Below are 16,542 nucleotides of genomic sequence, written 5' to 3' on the forward strand. Positions count from 1 at the left end.
AAGGATTTTTGACTATGCGCCATCGTAAGAGTGGAGTCAAGCTGGGTCGTACCGGCAGTCATCGTAAGGCAATGTTTCAGAACATGACTAACTCATTATTTGAGCATGAACTGATCAAAACAACTTTACCAAAAGCTAAAGAACTACGTCGCGTTGCCGAGCCATTGATCACTATGGCTAAAGAAGACAGCGTTGCTAACCGTCGTTTAGCGTTCAGCCGTATGCGTAGCAAAGCTATGGTAGGCAAATTATTTGGCACGTTAGGTCCTCGTTACCAGACGCGTCCAGGTGGTTATTTGCGTATCGTAAAATGCGGTTACCGTGATGGTGACAATGCGCCAATGGCTTATGTAGAATTGGTTGATCGTGACTAGTTTTACACCTAAGACATATTCCCATAAAAAAGCTCCAATGCAATTGGAGCTTTTTTTTGTCTTAAATTTGACTAGATATACTAGTAGTTGTTTAAAGCAATAACTAGCTGTTTAGAGTAACAACGAATCGACATTGGCAGCACCTTGTCTGATAACTTCAGGAACGCTGCTAGTCATATCCACGATAGTAGTAAGCTTGGTTGTCTTTATACCTGCATTGATGAGACCGTCGATTTGATTGCCTAGCAAATCTTCAATCTCAAATGGGTCATCCAAAATATCGTCTCGATTAGGCAAAATCAGTGAGCTGGTTAAGATAGGTTCATCCATCGCTTCTAATAATGCTTGAGCAATGGGGTTACTAGGTACACGAATACCAATGGTTTTTTTCTTTGCATGCGCCAGTTTTTTCGGTACGTCTTTGGTGGCAGTAAGAATAAAAGTAATTGGGGCAGGTGTGTGGGCTTTCAGCTGTTTAAATTGCACGTTATCAACTGTTGCATAATTGGCAATTTCGCTTAGGTCGCGGCATAGCAAGGTAAATTGATGCTTATCATCGAGTTCACGGATTTGCTTGAGTTTAGCTAGGGCATCCTTTGCACCCAAACGGCAACCAAAAGCATAACTGGTATCCGTTGGATAAATGATTAACTGATCTCTGCGCAATAGGTCAGCGGCTTGCTCAATGAGACGTGGCTGCGGATTATCGGGATGAATATAAAAGACTTCCATAGTGGTTCCTTATTTTATAATTATTGGTTTTTAATTGAGACAAATTTTTCATTAATTAGATGTGGTTCAATCACTGGATATATTAGAAAAACTATTCTAGAACTAAAGCAGATTAATATTTTCAAAATACCACTTCAGTTATCAGTATAGCTCAAAGTAGATATAAGTTTAGTGGCAAGGCGTTACCAACCGTAGAAAATCGTTAATAAGTAGGAACACTTAGTAATTTGAATTAAGCGTTGATTTCAGATGGAGAAATGCAAGCGCTAAGTAAAGCAATCAGTAAAGTCTTAGCGTCACGCGGCAGAGTATGAGGTTTGGCTATATAGCTTTGGACTTGCTGATAGACATCAATAGCAAAGGTGCTACTACTGGTGTCGAAGTCGGCAAACAAGTTATCTTGTGAGACTTGGAAATTTCGTCCACACGCCAAGGTGAATAGACACTCTAATGCTTGAGGTTTGATTTCTACACGCTCAAACGCTTGTTGCTGCGCCGCTGATCGTCCATCTGGTGCATACCAGTAACCAAAGTCAGATAGTTGTCTACGAGCGTCACCAGCTACGCACCAATGACTGATTTCATGCAGAGCACTGGCAAAAAATCCGTGAGCAAATTCAATTCGAGCGGGTTCATTATCTTGAGCTGGAAAATACTCGGGTTCATCATTGCTACGAGCCAATATAACTTGCTGATCAGCGAATAAAGTATTAAATAATTGTATGAGCCAGTCGGTAGCTAATCGTTCGCTATCAATTATCAATTCTGCTGTGTGAGTATTGTCAGATTGAGTACTAGACAATTTTTGCCACTGACTTCTCCATTCTTTTAAATACTCATTTTTATTGTGAGAGAGTATATTGTTAGATGATTTTTCAGTATGATTCTTTAATTGAATGAGCTGTTGTAGCAATGAACTTGCTCCAGTAGAAGAAAGTAAATCAGAAAAATTAATTTTATTATCGGATAGATTCATAGAGAAGACATTGACTTAATAAATACTAAAGACAAAAAACTTTAGGTAAAAGGTAAGTAGTAGAAGAGCTTAAACAAATTTACTATCAAAAAATCTTAACATACTAGCGCTAGCAGAATATGGCACTTTCCGTTAGTATGGCAGGCAATATTATACACCGTTTTTATGAATGAGGCCGCGCATGTCAAGCACTCCAGAAACTAAACCGTCAGCACCTCACGCTGACAATAAAAAAGCGCCTGTATCTACTGGCATGCCTGAGCACATCTCCTTAGATAAGTGGGCAGACACTGGTTACGAATGGTCAGGAGAGGTCAAGCCAAGCTCGTTTGATCGTCTTGCTACTACTTTGAGTACTGAACATGAGCAGTCAGACATACAGCTCAACGCTAACTTATATCGTCGTAACAACGTCTTGCATCTAGCATTTACTTTGACAGGTGATGTTTGGCTAACTTGTCAGCGCTGTTTACAACCAATCGCGATAGACTTGTCTGATGATTATGACATCGCGCTACTCGAAAACGACAGTCAGGTTCGTTTAGTTAAAGATGAACAAGATTATTTATTACTGGATGAAATCGTTACCGAGCAATCTCCAGAGCGTCTGTTACCATTTAAGAAATTGGTAGAAGACGAAATCTTGCTCAAAACACCAATGGCACCAAAGCATGACGATTGTGAAATGTCTGTTGAGCAGTTTGGTGAAATACCAGAAGAAGAGGAAGGTGAAAATCCTTTCGCTGCTTTAGCCTCGCTAAAAGGCAAACTATAAGCACTAAAACTATCTACTCGATGCATTTAAAAAACCTTTTATCAGCTTTGTACAGAAGAGTGCGAGGCAGGGCTTTATTAATTTAATAAACATGCGTATAATGTCCGGTTTATTGCATTCGAGCAACCTGTTGCTTGCTGATAGAAACTGACTGGGTAAATTTTTTATAAGATTCAGCCTTGGTCAGTGCTTTATGTGAGTGGCAATCTATTTAACTAATGATGCTTAAGACTTAGGTTGTTGTGATTATATAGCCTCTGTCAGTATCGACTTAAGCTGAATTTCAAGCTTATCCCTTTTAAGTATAGGAGCTATATCATGGCTGTTCAAAAAAGTCGTAAAAGCCGTTCTCGTCGTGACATGCGCCGTTCACATCACCGTATGGAAATTGCTGAACTAAGCGTAGATGCTACTACTGGTGAAAAACATCGTCGTCATCACATGACTAAAGATGGTTTCTACCGTGGTCGTCAACTGTTCAAAGTCAGCCAAGACGCCTAAGACATTGGCTCTACGATAGCTTAGGCGAAGATAGTAATAGTACTGGTGACTATTATTGTTTTTGCCTAGTTATTATTAGTCAATAAGCTTTGAGCTAAAAAAAGCCAAGTTATTTCGCTATCATATATTATGTGGCTGGATAACTTGGCTTTTTGTTATTTATAGCTAGGCTTGTTGTTTAATTCGCTTGTTATTTTTAGTAGATTTAAAAATGTGCTGATATAATCTGCTCGTTTAATTTGGGCAGCGTTACTCTTGCTGTTTGGTTTGCATCCGCTATGATAATAGTGTCTGTCAGTGTATAGTTTACTGACAATCCGTTTTCTTGCATAAATACTTGAAGTAGCGGCTTTGTATAGCATCTAATAATATAATACACCCCATTGTTTTTAGGGATATTTCTAATCAGATAAGGAATATTGGTTATGGCTTCTGTACCCGATATGGTAAAAAAGCAACCCGCTCGTATCGCGGTTATTTTTCCTGGACAAGGATCTCAAGCAGTCGCAATGACGAGTGAGCTTGCTGAAATCTATCCAGAGATACGCGATACATTTACCGAAGCGAGTGAGGCGCTTGGTGAGGATTTGTGGGCAATCTGTCAGGACGAAGAAAAACTCAATCAAACCCAATATACTCAGCCTGCGCTTTTGACAGCTAGTATTGCTATTTGGCGTGTCCTACAACAAAAAATAGAAGAGACGCCTTGTTATTTAGCTGGTCACTCTTTGGGCGAGTACAGTGCCCTGTGTGCTGCCAATGTGATATCGCTGGGTGATGCAGTCACTTTAGTACATAAGCGCGGTCAGTTGATGCAAGAGGCCGTTGTAGGTGTTGATACTGCTATGGCTGCAGTATTAGGACTAGAAGATAACCGAGTCGAAAACTTGTGTGAGCAAGCAACCGAACATGTCGAAGATGCAGTAGTCGGTGCAGCCAACTTTAATAGTCCAGGACAAGTGGTTATCTCGGGTAACGCTGCTGGTGTCAATGCTGTTATTGATAAAGTCAAAAATACTGGCAAAAAATCTGTTCCTCTAAAAGTGAGTGTGCCGTCTCATTGCGCACTTATGGAACCTGCCAGCAATGCATTGGCTGAAATACTAGCGGGTATCAAGTTTGATCAGGCAACCATTCCTGTTATACAAAATCGTTATGCACGCGTTGAAACCAGTGCGGTCGGTATCAAGCAAGCATTGACCGAACAGCTGAGCGAGCCAGTACTGTGGTCAAAAACCATGCAAGAGTTAGCTGACAAGCAAATCAATATCTTAATCGAATGTGGCAGTGGTAATGTACTGAGCAATTTGGCGAAGCGTCAAGCGCAGCCAATCGCAAGCTATCCTACTGATAAGCCTGCCCGTCTAGAAAAATTATTGGAGGTGTTATTATGAGCCGTACGATTACATTAGTGACTGGCGCTAGCCGAGGTATTGGCAAAGCAGTGGCCAAACGTTTTGCTAAAGAAGGACATTTTGTCATTGGAACTGCGACCACTGAAAAGGGCGCAGAGCTTATCGATGACTACCTTCATGACACTGGTGGTATTGGTCGTGTTTTAGACGTACGTGATACTGCTCAAATTGACAAATTATTTGAAGAGATCGAAAGCGTTTATGGCGCGGTACAAGTATTGGTTAACAATGCCGGTATCACTCAAGATGGTCTACTGATGCGCATGAAAGATGAAGATTGGGAAAACGTTATTGATACCAATCTGACATCGGTATATCGCATGAGCAAACGTGCCGTACGCGGTATGATGAAAGCACGCCGCGGCCGTATTATCAACATCACCTCAGTAGTAGCTCAAATGGGCAATGCAGGCCAATCTAACTATGCGGCGACCAAAGCTGGCGTAGAAGGGTTTAGCCGTACGCTTGCACGTGAGATTGGTTCACGCCAAGTGACCATTAACTGCGTGGCACCAGGCTTGATCGAAACGGATATGACAGATGAGCTTGATGAGCGTCTATTGAACTCTATGTTAGATGCTGTACCTATTAGTCGTCTTGGTCAGCCAGAAGACATCGCTGCAGCGGTACATTTCTTAGCTAGCGATGAGGCCAGCTATATCACAGGTGCTGTCATTCCTGTCAATGGTGGCATGTATATGTAGTCAATATACGAGCGTTACATAGTTATAATAAAAAACTGTGTGAACGAGTGTAAACTATAATAAAGGGTGCTATAATGACGGATACTTTTGAGTCAAAGCCCTGTATGATAACAGGGCTTTATTAGACATCAGACAAACTGTATAACATGTCATAGAGTACTCAGACAGCATTGCTGGTCTGGCAAACGCATTTTATATACCATGCTATAGCGTTAAATAAGGCGATATAGCAGTTTATTAAAAATAATAGATGATAACGGAGTGATCTACATGAGTAATGATATCGAGCTAAGAGTAAAAGCAGCAGTAGCTGAGCAACTAGGTATGAATGTTGAAGACATCAACAACGATGCTTCATTCATGGAAGACCTAGGTGCAGATTCTTTAGATCTAGTTGAATTGGTTATGTCATTTGAAAGTGATTTTGGTATCACTATTCCTGATGAAGATTCTGCAGAATTGACTACTGTTCAAAAAGCAATCGATTACGTACAAGCCCAACTATAATTTGCTACTTATTTAGCAGATTTATAATGCCGCTTATCTGATTAGATAGGCGGTTTTTTTATGGGTGCGTGATTGTTATTTTCAAATGCAGCAATCGAATTTAACATTGACTACGTCAATTCAACATTATTCAACATACTATTACTATCTACATCGACTCCTTTTATCTATACTCATAACAGTAAGTCGTAGAAAAAGACGCCAGTTAGATTTTCAGTATATTGTCTGACTATGTGTTTTATGAAAAGAATGATAAATAATAATATTTCAAGGAGTAGATATATGGGTATGTTTAGCTTTGCAAAAGATATCGGTGATAAGATTTTTAACCGTGATGACGAAAAGCATGATGCTAAGACAGAAACGAAAGCAGATGCCAATACACCAGTACAAAGCAGTGAGCCGAGTGCACAATCAGTGGCAAATATTTTGTTGCGCCGTATTCAGCAGCAAAACCTCAATATCAGTAACCTAAAAATCAAATATAATGGTTCTACAGATACTGCAGAAATCAGTGGTAATGCTAAAACTCAAGCTGATCGTGAAAAAGCAATTATCGCTATCGGTAACGTGCAAAACGTTGCAAAAGTTATTGATAACATCGATATTGAAGAAGATGCACCTGAATCTACAATGTATACGGTAAAGTCTGGTGACAGCTTATCTAAGATTGCTAAAGAAGTTTATGGTTCATCTGGCGACTATATGAAAATATTTGAAGCGAACAAGCCAATGTTATCTGATCCAGATAAAATCTATCCAGGTCAAGTACTACGTATTCCTAAGCCATAATGTTAAGAGAAGCGTATAGAAAAATAATACTTTAAATATGATATTCTAATAAAAAAAGCCTCTTATTATTAAGAGGTTTTTTTTATGTTGTACACTTCAAATAACCATTTTATCTCAGGGAGATTTGATAATCATAAAACAATTGGTTAATTGGTTAAGTCTAGCTTATTATGTTGCTCAGCTAGAGCCCATTCGATATGTTCGTCAAGCATAGTGTTATGTAGAGTTAACTTGGACTTCAACTGCTCAACCACCTCTAAACTGGCATTAGCGTTACCAAGACCAATCGCAATATTGCGCAAAAAATTCACATAGCCGGTGCGTCTTAGTGGGCTACCTTGAGTGTTCTTCATAAAGTCGGCTTCTTGCCACTGCCATAGTTCAAGCAAGCTACTATTATCCAATCCATGCCTTGGTGCGAAGTCATTGACGGTCGTAAGGTTTGCATAGCGATTCCATGGACAGATTAACTGACAATCATCACAGCCAAAAACCCGATTGCCAATTGCGCGTCGGTACTTAGTATCGATAATACCGTCGTGCTCAATCGTTAAATAAGAGATGCAGGCAGATGCATTGAGCTCATGGGGCGCTACAATTGCTTGAGTAGGGCATATGTCAATACAAGCGCTGCAACTACCACAGTGTTCTTTGACAGGTTCGTCATCGGGTAACTCAAGGCTCAAAAACAACTCACCCAGCACAAAGAATGAGCCCGCTTGTTTATTGATTAATAACGTATGCTTGCCTGTCCAGCCAAGACCTGCAGCATCTGCGATAGGCCGCTCAAATATAGGCGCAGAATCGCTAAAAGGTCTGAAGACAAATTCTCTTTCTGCACCGATACCTAGATGTTGCCATGCAGGAAGCATTGCTTCAATATTCAAGGCCAACTGCTTCAAACGGCTACGCATCGTCTTATGATAGTCACGTCCTCTGGCGTAACGTGCGATGATGCCTTGATTAGGGTGATCGTTGTCCGCGACAGCACGTGGTGTCGGTGCCTGAGTTAGATAATCCATTCGTACACTGATAATGGTCTTTGCACCATCTACTAATTCCTCGGGGTGAGCACGCAGATGATGATTGTTATGCATAAACTGTAATTGACCCTCGTAGCCTTTACCGAGCCACTGCTGTAGCTGTTCAATTTGCTGGGTGAACAAAGGATGGTGGACAGATAAAAATCCACAGTCAGCAAATCCCAGCGTTTGTGCTTGCGCTTTGATCCACTGCTTAACATCTGCTGTGGTTGCAAATACAGTTGGGTTCGTAATGGTGATTTTGTTTTTATCAGTAGGCATAGATAGTAGGTGCTTATTAGATGGTTTTCTCGTTTGTTTTAATCAGATTATTCATATCTGACAATCAGAGATAATGTAAATACCGCTATGATAAGCCAGTGAGCAATGAGTGCAAGTATAAAAGAAAATAAACTCATATTCATATTGATACATAAGTCGAGATAAGCTTTTGCTAAGCTGATATGAGAAATGAGCAACCAAATTTAGATAAAATAAAAAATGAGTAGAAACACCAAGGATAAGTTATGAGAAATAATACCAATTTATCACCTATAAAAAATACAAAACCTATTGCGCTATATAGTAGTAAGCAGATTTATGCGATGGAACAGGCTTGGTTTGCAGAGGGGTACGATAGTTTTGGTTTGATGAAACAAGCCGCTTGGCAAATGACACAGCAAATAGAGCAGATTTATGAGCGAAAAACCGTCAGTGCCAGCCATTCTGCCAATACTAACGTTTATCACCGTAGTGCTCATCCACGTCGAGCAAGTATCTGGGTAGGGAAAGGCAACAATGGTGGTGATGGCTGGCTCATCGCTCATTATTTACAGCAAGCTGGCTGGCAAGTAGAAGTAATAACGGTTGGTTTTATTAAAGATGATTTTGATCTCCATGATCAATCAGTAACTTCTAAAACTCCTAGCGATAAAGATAGCGATAGTAGCAATATTACTGACGCGACAAGGGCGTTACGAATAGCCCTAGCTAGCAGCTGTCACTATCAACGGTTTGAAGACATTGTTAATCACGATGATGCGAATAAAGTAAACTTGCCAGCTGACATTTATATCGATGCATTATTTGGTATTGGCTTAGATCGTGCACCAGAGGGAGCCTATAAAGCAGCTATTAACGCTTTTAACAACGTTACTCAGCAAAATAACGCACTAGCAATAGCAGTTGATATTCCAAGTGGTTTAGTGGCTTCTACTGGTGAAGTGTTCGAGCGCATAGCAATACAAGCTGACGTGACTCTATGTTTGATTGCGCGTAAGTTTGGTCTGCATACTAAAGATGGTACAGATTATAGCGGAGACGTAATCGATATACCGTTGATACCTTATCAAAAAGCATGCCAGCAAATAGCTAGCCATCATACGATAGCTGAGAAAAATGCCAGTCAAGCATTTGAGCCAGTTGCTACGCTGCTGACGGCTGCACATAGTATGAAGCCACGTCGCCAGAACAGCTACAAAGGCAGCTATGGTCATGTATTAATCATTGGCGGAAATCGCGTCGATGGCTCTCAAGGTATGGGCGGAGCTGCCATACTGTCTGCGGCCAGTACGATGGCGACAGGTGCTGGTAAAATAACAGTTGCCTGTCATGAGGCTTTTCATGGGTCGTTACTGACTTCATTGCCAGATGCGATGACTATTAATCTACATGACGCAAGCGGCGTAAAAGGTCTGATTAAGCAGGCTAGTGTCGTTGCTATTGGGATGGGACTTGGCCGTGACGAAAAAGCCAAAGCATTATTTATTGATTATGTACAGGCTGCTATAGAGAATGAAAAATCAATTGTGATCGATGCAGATGGACTTTATCACTTGGCATCGCTGCACATGGACAATCATGAGCTAATAGCAGAGCTACGAGAATATAGTACTAATCATCGGGTTTGCTTGACGCCACATAGTGGGGAAGCAGCTAGATTACTTGATCAAAAGATAAGTAAGATTGAGTCCAATAGACTGCAAGCTATAAAACAGTGCGCTGCAATATATGGTGGTAACTGGGTATTAAAAGGGGCAGGATCATTAGTGCTAGAACAAGAAGAGGGAAGAGAGAATGTATACGTCTGTGATGTGGGTAATGCTGGTATGGCAACCGCTGGCATGGGTGATGTGCTATCTGGGGTAACCGCTGGACTATTGGCACAGCAAGATTTATCAGCAGAGGCACGTAGCTTACATCAAGCAGTTCTTATACATGGGTTTGCAGGAGATGTATTGGTGAATCAAGCGAATAGCGATATCAATACATTGCTAGTGGGGCAAAGAGGGCTACAAGCTCAAGATATGCCAGCAGCCATTCGTCACGTCATGCAGCTTATGATAATTTAATATTTGCTTTCAAGAGGTCTGACTAGGTAGAAGGGTTGGAGCAATACTGAGTAATTGCTTGCTGTACACGCTCGCGCTTAAGCTCAATCTCACGGCCATCTAGGTATTGACGTTTACCGTTGGCATCCATTTCATAGATACGGCCGCCGACATTGAGGTTAGTTAAATTGTTACGTAGTGATTGGCAGCGTTGAGCATTAGCCTGAGCTTCTTGTTCTTTAATACGTGCTTCAAGTGCTGCTACTCGTTGTTCTTCTGCCGTTTGAGCATTGCTGCTCTGGTTGGGATCTGTTTTTCCTGCCATTTGTCCTGCATTGTTCTGTCTGCCGTCACTACGAAACTCAATCAGTTCAATATTTTTGCCGACTTGCGGCGCATGTTGGCTATATTTTACTTCACCATGTGCCCCAATAGATTTATAAACTTGAATAGCCTGACTGGCATTCATGGACAGCATTAGCATACACGCAGTACTCATCAACAGTTTGGCAGCGGTATTTATCTTAGACGCATATGCCATAGTAGCAATCCTTTTATTTAATAAAAATCAAATGTATATGGGTGTAAATATAACACTTGAACGTTTTATTGGTAGTAATAATGTATCGACTATCGATTCTAGCAAATAATACTTATCAATGTATATTATTTAATAACTAATAGTTTGGGATAGGCTTTAGAAGTTTTTCTTGACAATAACTCGTAAACCATCGAATATAATAGCAGTTGATTGGTCAGTGAGCGGCTTTTACGATGTTGCCGTGGCACTTGAGAAAGAAAACGACGAGTTACTTATCGGTAGCTTACGCAGTTTTATTTCCTTTGTGATAATGATATAGCAAGCATAGTGGCATAACGACCACTGTTGATAGCGATACATTGTCTCCGGACTTATCTGTCTACAATGACTAAGATAAACTTATTATTTGAAATGTGCTAAATGTGTTTTTAGCAGTTGTATCAAACGCGATATAGTACGCCGTTAAGAGGTTTCACTAAAGCCTGTTGTAAGTTCTAAAGATCTTATAATTTAGCATTGGTTATGAAGTTTTTTTGCTTGTGTATATCTGTGTATATCGATGCATCTGTACAAATAAAGTCACACGAATAAAGTCACAATAGGTACTTGCTAGTATCGAATCTCAATAATAAGCGTCTTCTTTTATAGATGCACTCGCATCTTGTCACTGTATATCGATAAACATCCATCACAAAGCTGACCTAAAATACACTGCTATGTTTGATTAGTATTGTCCTATCAGACAGTGTTAATTAAACCTATTAGGCAGATATTCTTGATATGGACAAGAATTAGCGATCATTCAGTAAGTGGAAATAACGACGGTAAGTAATTATTTTTACTCATAGAATCCCGCAAATTCTCGCCGCAAAAAAAGGTGATGACAGTGACGCAAACCACGCAAAGTCCGAACATGACGGGACATACCCAAACGGGTAATGCCGCCAAAAATTTTGAACAAAAGCAACAACGTCTTGCAGAAGGTAGTGCACAGCCTGTGATGCTATCGGGCGCTGAAATGCTGGTGCAAGCACTGACTGACGAAGGTGTCGAATACATCTTTGGCTATCCAGGTGGTGCGGTCTTACACATTTATGATGCGCTGTTTCAGCAAGAAAATATTGAGCACATCTTAGTACGTCATGAGCAAGCAGCGGGCCACATGGCCGATGCTTATTCGCGAGTGACTGGTAATACTGGTGTCGTGTTGGCCACATCAGGCCCTGGTGCGACCAATACCGTGACAGCTATTGCTACTGCCTTTATGGATTCTGTACCAATGGTTGTAATCGCAGGTCAGGTACCAAGCAGCCTAATCGGTGAAGATGCTTTCCAAGAAACAGATATGGTAGGTGTATCACGTCCTATCGTTAAGCATAGCTTTCAAGTACGCCATGCTAGCGAAATTCCAATGATTGTGAAAAAGGCATTTTATATTGCCCAGACTGGTCGCCCAGGCCCTGTAGTCATTGATGTGCCAAAAGACATGACTGCGCCTAGCGAAAAGTTTGCTTACGAATATCCAGAAGAAGTATTTATACGCTCGTATCAGCCTTCACTCAAAGGTCATAGTGGTCAAATCAAAAAAGCCATTGAAACGCTATTAGCAGCGCAGCGTCCAGTTGTATATGCAGGCGGCGGTGTGATTTGGAGCAATGCGCACGAAGAATTAACAGATCTTGCACATCGTCTGAATTTACCAGTGACCAACACCTTGATGGGTCTTGGTACGTTCCCTGGCTCTGATCGTCAGTTCTTAGGTATGCTTGGCATGCACGGTACTTACGAAGCCAATATGAGTATGCACCATGCTGATGTGATTTTGGCCGTCGGCGCGCGTTTCGATGATCGTGTGACCAACAACGTTAAAAAATTCTGCCCTAACGCAACCATCATTCATATCGATATCGATCCTGCTTCGATCTCAAAAACGATTCTTGCGCACATTCCTATCGTAGGTGATGTGAAGTCGGTCTTAACGGACATGCTAGAGATTGTTGGTCAAGACAAGCAGCTAGAGCAGCACGCATTGCTCGATTGGTGGTCACAAATTAATGAGTGGCGTAAGCGTCATGGCTTACGTTATGACACCAGCACAGATAATGGCATTAAGCCACAAAGTGTCGTACAAGCTCTAGATAAAGTGACTAATAGTAACGCTATTATCACAAGTGACGTCGGTCAGCATCAGATGTTCGCAGCTCTTTACTATACTTACAATGAGCCACGTCAATGGCTGAATTCAGGTGGTCTTGGTACCATGGGTGTTGGTCTGCCGTATGCAATGGCTGCCAAACTTGCCAATCCTGAGCGTGATGTGGTTTGTATTACTGGTGAAGGCTCTATTCAGATGAATATCCAAGAGCTATCGACCTGCTTACAGTATAACTTACCAGTTAAAATTCTGAACATTAACAATGCGCAGCTTGGTATGGTGAAGCAGTGGCAAGATATGCTGTATGAAGGTCGTCATGCCCAGTCTTATATGAACTCCTTACCAGATTTTGTCAAATTGGCTGAAAGCTATGGTCATGTCGGTATCAAAATTACTGACCCTGCAACCATGGAAGCACAATTGGCTGAAGCAATGGCTATGAAAGACAAACTGGTATTTATCGATGTTTACGTCGATCGTAATGAGCATGTATATCCAATGCAAATCGCTGGACAGGCCATGCGTGATATGTGGTTAACAAAAGGGGAGCGTACCTAATGCAACAACAACATCTGATTTCGGTATTGATGGAAAACGAAGCGGGTTCGTTGTCGCGGTTAGTCGGCTTGTTCTCACAACGTGGCTACAATATCGAAACTTTGAACGTCGCGCCTACTGATGATCCAAGTATCTCACGTCTAACAGTTACGACCATTACGTCACCTGAAAGAATTGAGCAGATCACCAAACAATTGCATAAATTGATTGAAGTGGTTAAAGTGCTTAATCTGACGGAGAACGTACACGTTGAGCGTGAATTGATGCTCATCAAAGTCCGCGCAACAGGCGGTGTGCGTGAAGAGATTAAACGTAGCGCAGACATTTTCCGCGCACAAATCGTCGATGTAAATTCTAACTTATATACGATTCAAATCGTGGGTGACAAAGCCAAACTTGATGGTTTTATCGATGTGATTGGCCGTGAGCGCATTATGGAAGTGGTTCGCTCAGGTGTTATCGGTATTGCCCGCGGTGAAAAGACTCTAAGCATTTAATTATTTATCAAAACCAGTTTAAACCAATATTTATTTATCTAATCAACAAAGCGCTTATCTTAGTTATTATATTGACTACAGCATAAGCGTTTACTATCCATGGCAAGCCATGCTTGAGAACAAGGACTCTATTTATGAACGTTTATTATGACAAAGATTGTGACCTATCTATTATCCAAGGTAAAAAAGTTGCCATTATCGGTTACGGTTCACAAGGCCATGCACACGCGCTTAACCTACAAGATTCAGACGTCGATGTAACTGTTGGTCTACGTGCAAACTCAAGCTCATGGAAAAAAGCTGAAAATGCGGGTCTAAAAGTCGCTGAAGTAGAAGAAGCGGTAAAAGCTGCTGACGTTATCATGATTTTGACGCCTGATGAGTTCCAAAAAGAGCTTTATAATGATGTGATCGAGCCAAACATTAAAGAAGGCGCGACATTAGCTTTTGCTCACGGTTTCGCAATCCATTACAACCAAGTTGTCCCACGTGGTGATCTTGATGTCATCATGGTTGCACCAAAAGCACCAGGTCATACTGTACGTTCAGAGTTCGCTAAAGGCGGCGGTATTCCTGATCTTATCGCTATCTATCAAGACGCTTCTGGTCAAGCCAAACAGTTAGCATTATCGTATGCTGCTGGCGTAGGTGGTGGTCGTTCAGGCATCATCGAAACAACGTTCAAAGATGAGACTGAGACGGATCTATTCGGTGAGCAAGCCGTACTTTGTGGTGGTGCAGTAGAGCTAGTTAAAATGGGCTTTGAGACACTAACAGAAGCGGGCTATGCACCAGAAATGGCTTATTTCGAATGTCTACATGAGCTAAAGCTTATCGTTGACTTGATGTATGAAGGCGGAATCGCTGACATGAACTACTCAATCAGTAACAACGCTGAATACGGCGAATATGTTACTGGCCCTGAAGTTATCAACGAGCAGTCACGTGAAGCCATGCGTAATGCACTAAAACGCATCCAGTCTGGTGAATACGCGAAGATGTTCATCTCTGAAGGCGCAACCAACTATCCATCAATGACTGCGCGTCGTCGTAACAACGCTGATCATCAAATCGAAATCACTGGTGCTAAGCTACGTGGCATGATGCCATGGATCGGTGGTAACAAAATCATCGATAAAGACAAAAACTAAGTTTTATACAAATGAAAGTCTTATTTAGATAAAAATCTGATTTAGATTAAATAGCCCATGTTATCACTTGATAGCATGGGTTTTTTTATGCAAAGTATTTGATAGGCGCTTTGCGCTTTGATTTGAATCGGGGTTATCGGTTGAAAACTATTAATTGCTACCCAATATAAGCAGGCACCTTAACATTGGCCAAAGCGCCTTTGCGATCAACATTTATCATTGTTCTTACCCGTTTCTAAATATTCGAAGCGGGCGGATGCTTCATTCTCACTTTCTATAGATAATAGGTTGTATGCTGTGCAAATATCTTATTCAGACTGGCTAACGCCGCAATTCGTATATATTACTCTTAGCGCTGTGGTAGCAGTTTTAATTTGGATAGAAGGGGAGATGCTCAAACAGACTGATGGCAAACTGCCTCAATCTAAATTCTTCAAAGTCAGTTCATTGTTAGATACTCTATGGTTCTTCATATCAGTGGTGATTTTATACGTTATTGATTTGACCCCATTAGCTATCGCAGTGCCAGCAGCATATGGCATATACACGACCTTTGGCTGGATATATGGTACCAAGCTACTGAAGCGTAAAGGCATCCCTGACTCTCCTAAAGACTTGGTCATTCCAGCGAAATATATTGCCTACAGTCAGTCATTTTCATTGGTGTTTTTTGCGTTATGTTTGCTCGTATTGAGTTCAGCATGGTTACCAACATCACCATTGCAGTGATTGATATTCCAACCTACTATCATCTATGTCGACTTATTTAATTAGTGGTTTATTGATGGAGTTATGGTGCATTTATAAATAAAAACTATTTCATATCAATAAGATATGGATCTGATTAATATCGATGTTAGCTTGCAACAATAGTGAGTATTTATTTACAAAAATCAGCAATTTAGACTGTTCCTACCATAGAAAACTGTTATAATCAGACTGTACTCAAAATATTTGAGGCAAAAAATGCAAATTTTCTTTAAGATTATTTAGCATTTTTGGCCGCCGCATTTAGCAGAAAATATTAGGGTATATATCAATTAATCGGTGATGACACAAGTCTCGCCAACAGTTAAAGAGTCAGGAAAATTTATGTCAGATAAAGTTGAAGGCACTGTAAAGTGGTTTAATGAAGCTAAAGGTTTTGGTTTTATCGCTCAAGACAACGGCGGACAAGACGTATTCGCTCACTACAGCGCTATCCAAGGTAACGGTTTCAAAACTCTAGCCGAAGGCCAAAAAGTGTCTTTCATCTTAGGTGATGGCAAAAAAGGCCCACAAGCTGAGCAAATCGAAGCTATCTAATCTCATTTATTATTAGGCTAACTGCTTGCCAGTAAGCTTAATGACAATAAGATTATCAATACGCATTGATTACTTTGTTTGTTAAAACAATAAAAATACTGTATCGACTTTAAAAAAAAGCAACCTCTTATCAGGTTGCTTTTTTTATGGGGCTTTTTTGGCATGACAAAGTGTTGGTAATGTAAGGTACTATTGATTTTGACGGTC

General features: G+C 40.9%; 17 protein-coding genes. 13 read left to right on the forward strand and 4 right to left on the reverse strand.

Translation table 11 applies throughout. The features are described 5' to 3' along the window. Positions 1–14: 14 nt before the first annotated feature. Positions 15–374 (forward strand): 50S ribosomal protein L17, encoded by a 360-nt coding sequence (rplQ, locus tag CXF60_RS14070; RefSeq protein WP_021813387.1) that lies wholly within the window; start codon positions 15–17, stop codon positions 372–374. Positions 375–485: 111 nt separating this feature from the next. Here the strand turns inward: rplQ and CXF60_RS14075 are convergent, their stop codons facing one another. Then, positions 486–1,106: an L-threonylcarbamoyladenylate synthase gene (locus tag CXF60_RS14075; protein ID WP_102077934.1), complete on the reverse strand. Its 621-nt coding sequence runs from the start codon at positions 1,104–1,106 to the stop codon at positions 486–488. 232 nt (positions 1,107–1,338) lie between these two features. Further along, a complete protein-coding gene (locus CXF60_RS14080; protein WP_102092411.1) occupies positions 1,339–2,082 on the reverse strand; it encodes an elongation factor P hydroxylase in 744 nt (247 codons plus the stop codon). A gap of 181 nt (positions 2,083–2,263) precedes the next feature. Between CXF60_RS14080 and CXF60_RS14085 the strand changes: the two genes are divergently transcribed. From CXF60_RS14085 to lysM, 6 genes are all read left to right on the forward strand, one after another. After that, positions 2,264–2,857, forward strand: a complete 594-nt coding sequence (locus CXF60_RS14085; protein ID WP_102077932.1) for a YceD family protein — start codon at positions 2,264–2,266, stop codon at positions 2,855–2,857. A gap of 318 nt (positions 2,858–3,175) precedes the next feature. Further along, positions 3,176–3,358, forward strand: coding sequence for a 50S ribosomal protein L32 (rpmF, locus tag CXF60_RS14090; protein WP_057758809.1), 183 nt, complete (start codon positions 3,176–3,178; stop codon positions 3,356–3,358). Between the two features lie 425 nt (positions 3,359–3,783). Continuing rightward, positions 3,784–4,752 (forward strand): ACP S-malonyltransferase, encoded by a 969-nt coding sequence (gene fabD, locus CXF60_RS14095; RefSeq protein ID WP_102092412.1) that lies wholly within the window; start codon positions 3,784–3,786, stop codon positions 4,750–4,752. Beyond that, positions 4,749–5,477, forward strand: a complete 729-nt coding sequence (gene fabG, locus CXF60_RS14100) for a 3-oxoacyl-ACP reductase FabG (protein WP_057758813.1) — start codon at positions 4,749–4,751, stop codon at positions 5,475–5,477. The genes fabD and fabG overlap by 4 nt, the downstream gene beginning before the upstream one ends. A gap of 270 nt (positions 5,478–5,747) precedes the next feature. Beyond that, positions 5,748–5,984 (forward strand): acyl carrier protein, encoded by a 237-nt coding sequence (gene acpP / locus CXF60_RS14105; protein ID WP_057758815.1) that lies wholly within the window; start codon positions 5,748–5,750, stop codon positions 5,982–5,984. Positions 5,985–6,266: 282 nt separating this feature from the next. Then, positions 6,267–6,776, forward strand: a complete 510-nt coding sequence (lysM, locus tag CXF60_RS14110) for a peptidoglycan-binding protein LysM (protein ID WP_057758817.1) — start codon at positions 6,267–6,269, stop codon at positions 6,774–6,776. A gap of 146 nt (positions 6,777–6,922) precedes the next feature. On the opposite strand, the gene queG is transcribed toward lysM, so the two are convergent. Then, on the reverse strand, positions 6,923–8,080 hold the full coding sequence (gene queG, locus CXF60_RS14115) for a tRNA epoxyqueuosine(34) reductase QueG (RefSeq protein ID WP_102092413.1): 1,158 nt from the start codon (positions 8,078–8,080) through the stop codon (positions 6,923–6,925). Positions 8,081–8,325: 245 nt separating this feature from the next. Here queG and CXF60_RS14120 point away from each other — a divergent pair, with 245 nt between their 5' ends. Next, positions 8,326–10,149 (forward strand): NAD(P)H-hydrate dehydratase, encoded by a 1,824-nt coding sequence (locus CXF60_RS14120; RefSeq protein ID WP_102092414.1) that lies wholly within the window; start codon positions 8,326–8,328, stop codon positions 10,147–10,149. Between the two features lie 22 nt (positions 10,150–10,171). On the opposite strand, the gene CXF60_RS14125 is transcribed toward CXF60_RS14120, so the two are convergent. After that, positions 10,172–10,669 (reverse strand): DUF4124 domain-containing protein, encoded by a 498-nt coding sequence (locus CXF60_RS14125; protein ID WP_102092415.1) that lies wholly within the window; start codon positions 10,667–10,669, stop codon positions 10,172–10,174. A 1,000-nt stretch (positions 10,670–11,669) separates the two neighbouring features. Here CXF60_RS14125 and CXF60_RS14130 point away from each other — a divergent pair. From CXF60_RS14130 to CXF60_RS14150, 5 genes are all read left to right on the forward strand, one after another. Further along, entirely contained in the window at positions 11,670–13,382 is a 1,713-nt protein-coding gene (locus CXF60_RS14130) for an acetolactate synthase 3 large subunit (RefSeq protein WP_197411831.1), read from the forward strand. Beyond that, on the forward strand, positions 13,382–13,879 hold the full coding sequence (ilvN, locus tag CXF60_RS14135) for an acetolactate synthase small subunit (protein WP_057758828.1): 498 nt from the start codon (positions 13,382–13,384) through the stop codon (positions 13,877–13,879). The genes CXF60_RS14130 and ilvN overlap by 1 nt, the downstream gene beginning before the upstream one ends. A 134-nt stretch (positions 13,880–14,013) precedes the next feature. Next, positions 14,014–15,030 (forward strand): ketol-acid reductoisomerase, encoded by a 1,017-nt coding sequence (gene ilvC / locus CXF60_RS14140; protein ID WP_101204856.1) that lies wholly within the window; start codon positions 14,014–14,016, stop codon positions 15,028–15,030. A gap of 297 nt (positions 15,031–15,327) precedes the next feature. Continuing rightward, the gene (locus CXF60_RS14145) at positions 15,328–15,759 is read left to right on the forward strand and encodes a hypothetical protein (protein WP_101204855.1); all 432 of its coding nucleotides are present in this window, start codon (positions 15,328–15,330) and stop codon (positions 15,757–15,759) included. A gap of 363 nt (positions 15,760–16,122) precedes the next feature. After that, the gene (locus CXF60_RS14150) at positions 16,123–16,335 is read left to right on the forward strand and encodes a cold-shock protein (RefSeq protein WP_057758834.1); all 213 of its coding nucleotides are present in this window, start codon (positions 16,123–16,125) and stop codon (positions 16,333–16,335) included. Positions 16,336–16,542: the final 207 nt, after the last annotated feature.

Source organism: Psychrobacter sp. 4Bb (assembly GCF_002836735.1).
GTDB lineage: Bacteria > Pseudomonadota > Gammaproteobacteria > Pseudomonadales > Moraxellaceae > Psychrobacter.

Bases quoted from the DNA above. Each gene is read 5' to 3' on its own strand.
- CXF60_RS14130 (WP_197411831.1), top strand. From the start codon at position 11,670: ATGCTATCGGGCGCTGAAATGCTGGTGCAAGCACTGACTGACGAAGGT.
- lysM (WP_057758817.1), top strand. From the start codon at position 6,267: ATGGGTATGTTTAGCTTTGCAAAAGATATCGGTGATAAGATTTTTAAC.
- rpmF (WP_057758809.1), top strand. From the start codon at position 3,176: ATGGCTGTTCAAAAAAGTCGTAAAAGCCGTTCTCGTCGTGACATGCGC.
- fabG (WP_057758813.1), top strand. From the start codon at position 4,749: ATGAGCCGTACGATTACATTAGTGACTGGCGCTAGCCGAGGTATTGGC.
- CXF60_RS14080 (WP_102092411.1), bottom strand. From the start codon at position 2,082: ATGAATCTATCCGATAATAAAATTAATTTTTCTGATTTACTTTCTTCT.
- acpP (WP_057758815.1), top strand. From the start codon at position 5,748: ATGAGTAATGATATCGAGCTAAGAGTAAAAGCAGCAGTAGCTGAGCAA.
- queG (WP_102092413.1), bottom strand. From the start codon at position 8,080: ATGCCTACTGATAAAAACAAAATCACCATTACGAACCCAACTGTATTT.
- ilvN (WP_057758828.1), top strand. From the start codon at position 13,382: ATGCAACAACAACATCTGATTTCGGTATTGATGGAAAACGAAGCGGGT.
- CXF60_RS14075 (WP_102077934.1), bottom strand. From the start codon at position 1,106: ATGGAAGTCTTTTATATTCATCCCGATAATCCGCAGCCACGTCTCATT.
- CXF60_RS14150 (WP_057758834.1), top strand. From the start codon at position 16,123: ATGTCAGATAAAGTTGAAGGCACTGTAAAGTGGTTTAATGAAGCTAAA.
- CXF60_RS14085 (WP_102077932.1), top strand. From the start codon at position 2,264: ATGTCAAGCACTCCAGAAACTAAACCGTCAGCACCTCACGCTGACAAT.
- rplQ (WP_021813387.1), top strand. From the start codon at position 15: ATGCGCCATCGTAAGAGTGGAGTCAAGCTGGGTCGTACCGGCAGTCAT.
- fabD (WP_102092412.1), top strand. From the start codon at position 3,784: ATGGCTTCTGTACCCGATATGGTAAAAAAGCAACCCGCTCGTATCGCG.
- CXF60_RS14125 (WP_102092415.1), bottom strand. From the start codon at position 10,669: ATGGCATATGCGTCTAAGATAAATACCGCTGCCAAACTGTTGATGAGT.
- CXF60_RS14120 (WP_102092414.1), top strand. From the start codon at position 8,326: ATGAGAAATAATACCAATTTATCACCTATAAAAAATACAAAACCTATT.
- ilvC (WP_101204856.1), top strand. From the start codon at position 14,014: ATGAACGTTTATTATGACAAAGATTGTGACCTATCTATTATCCAAGGT.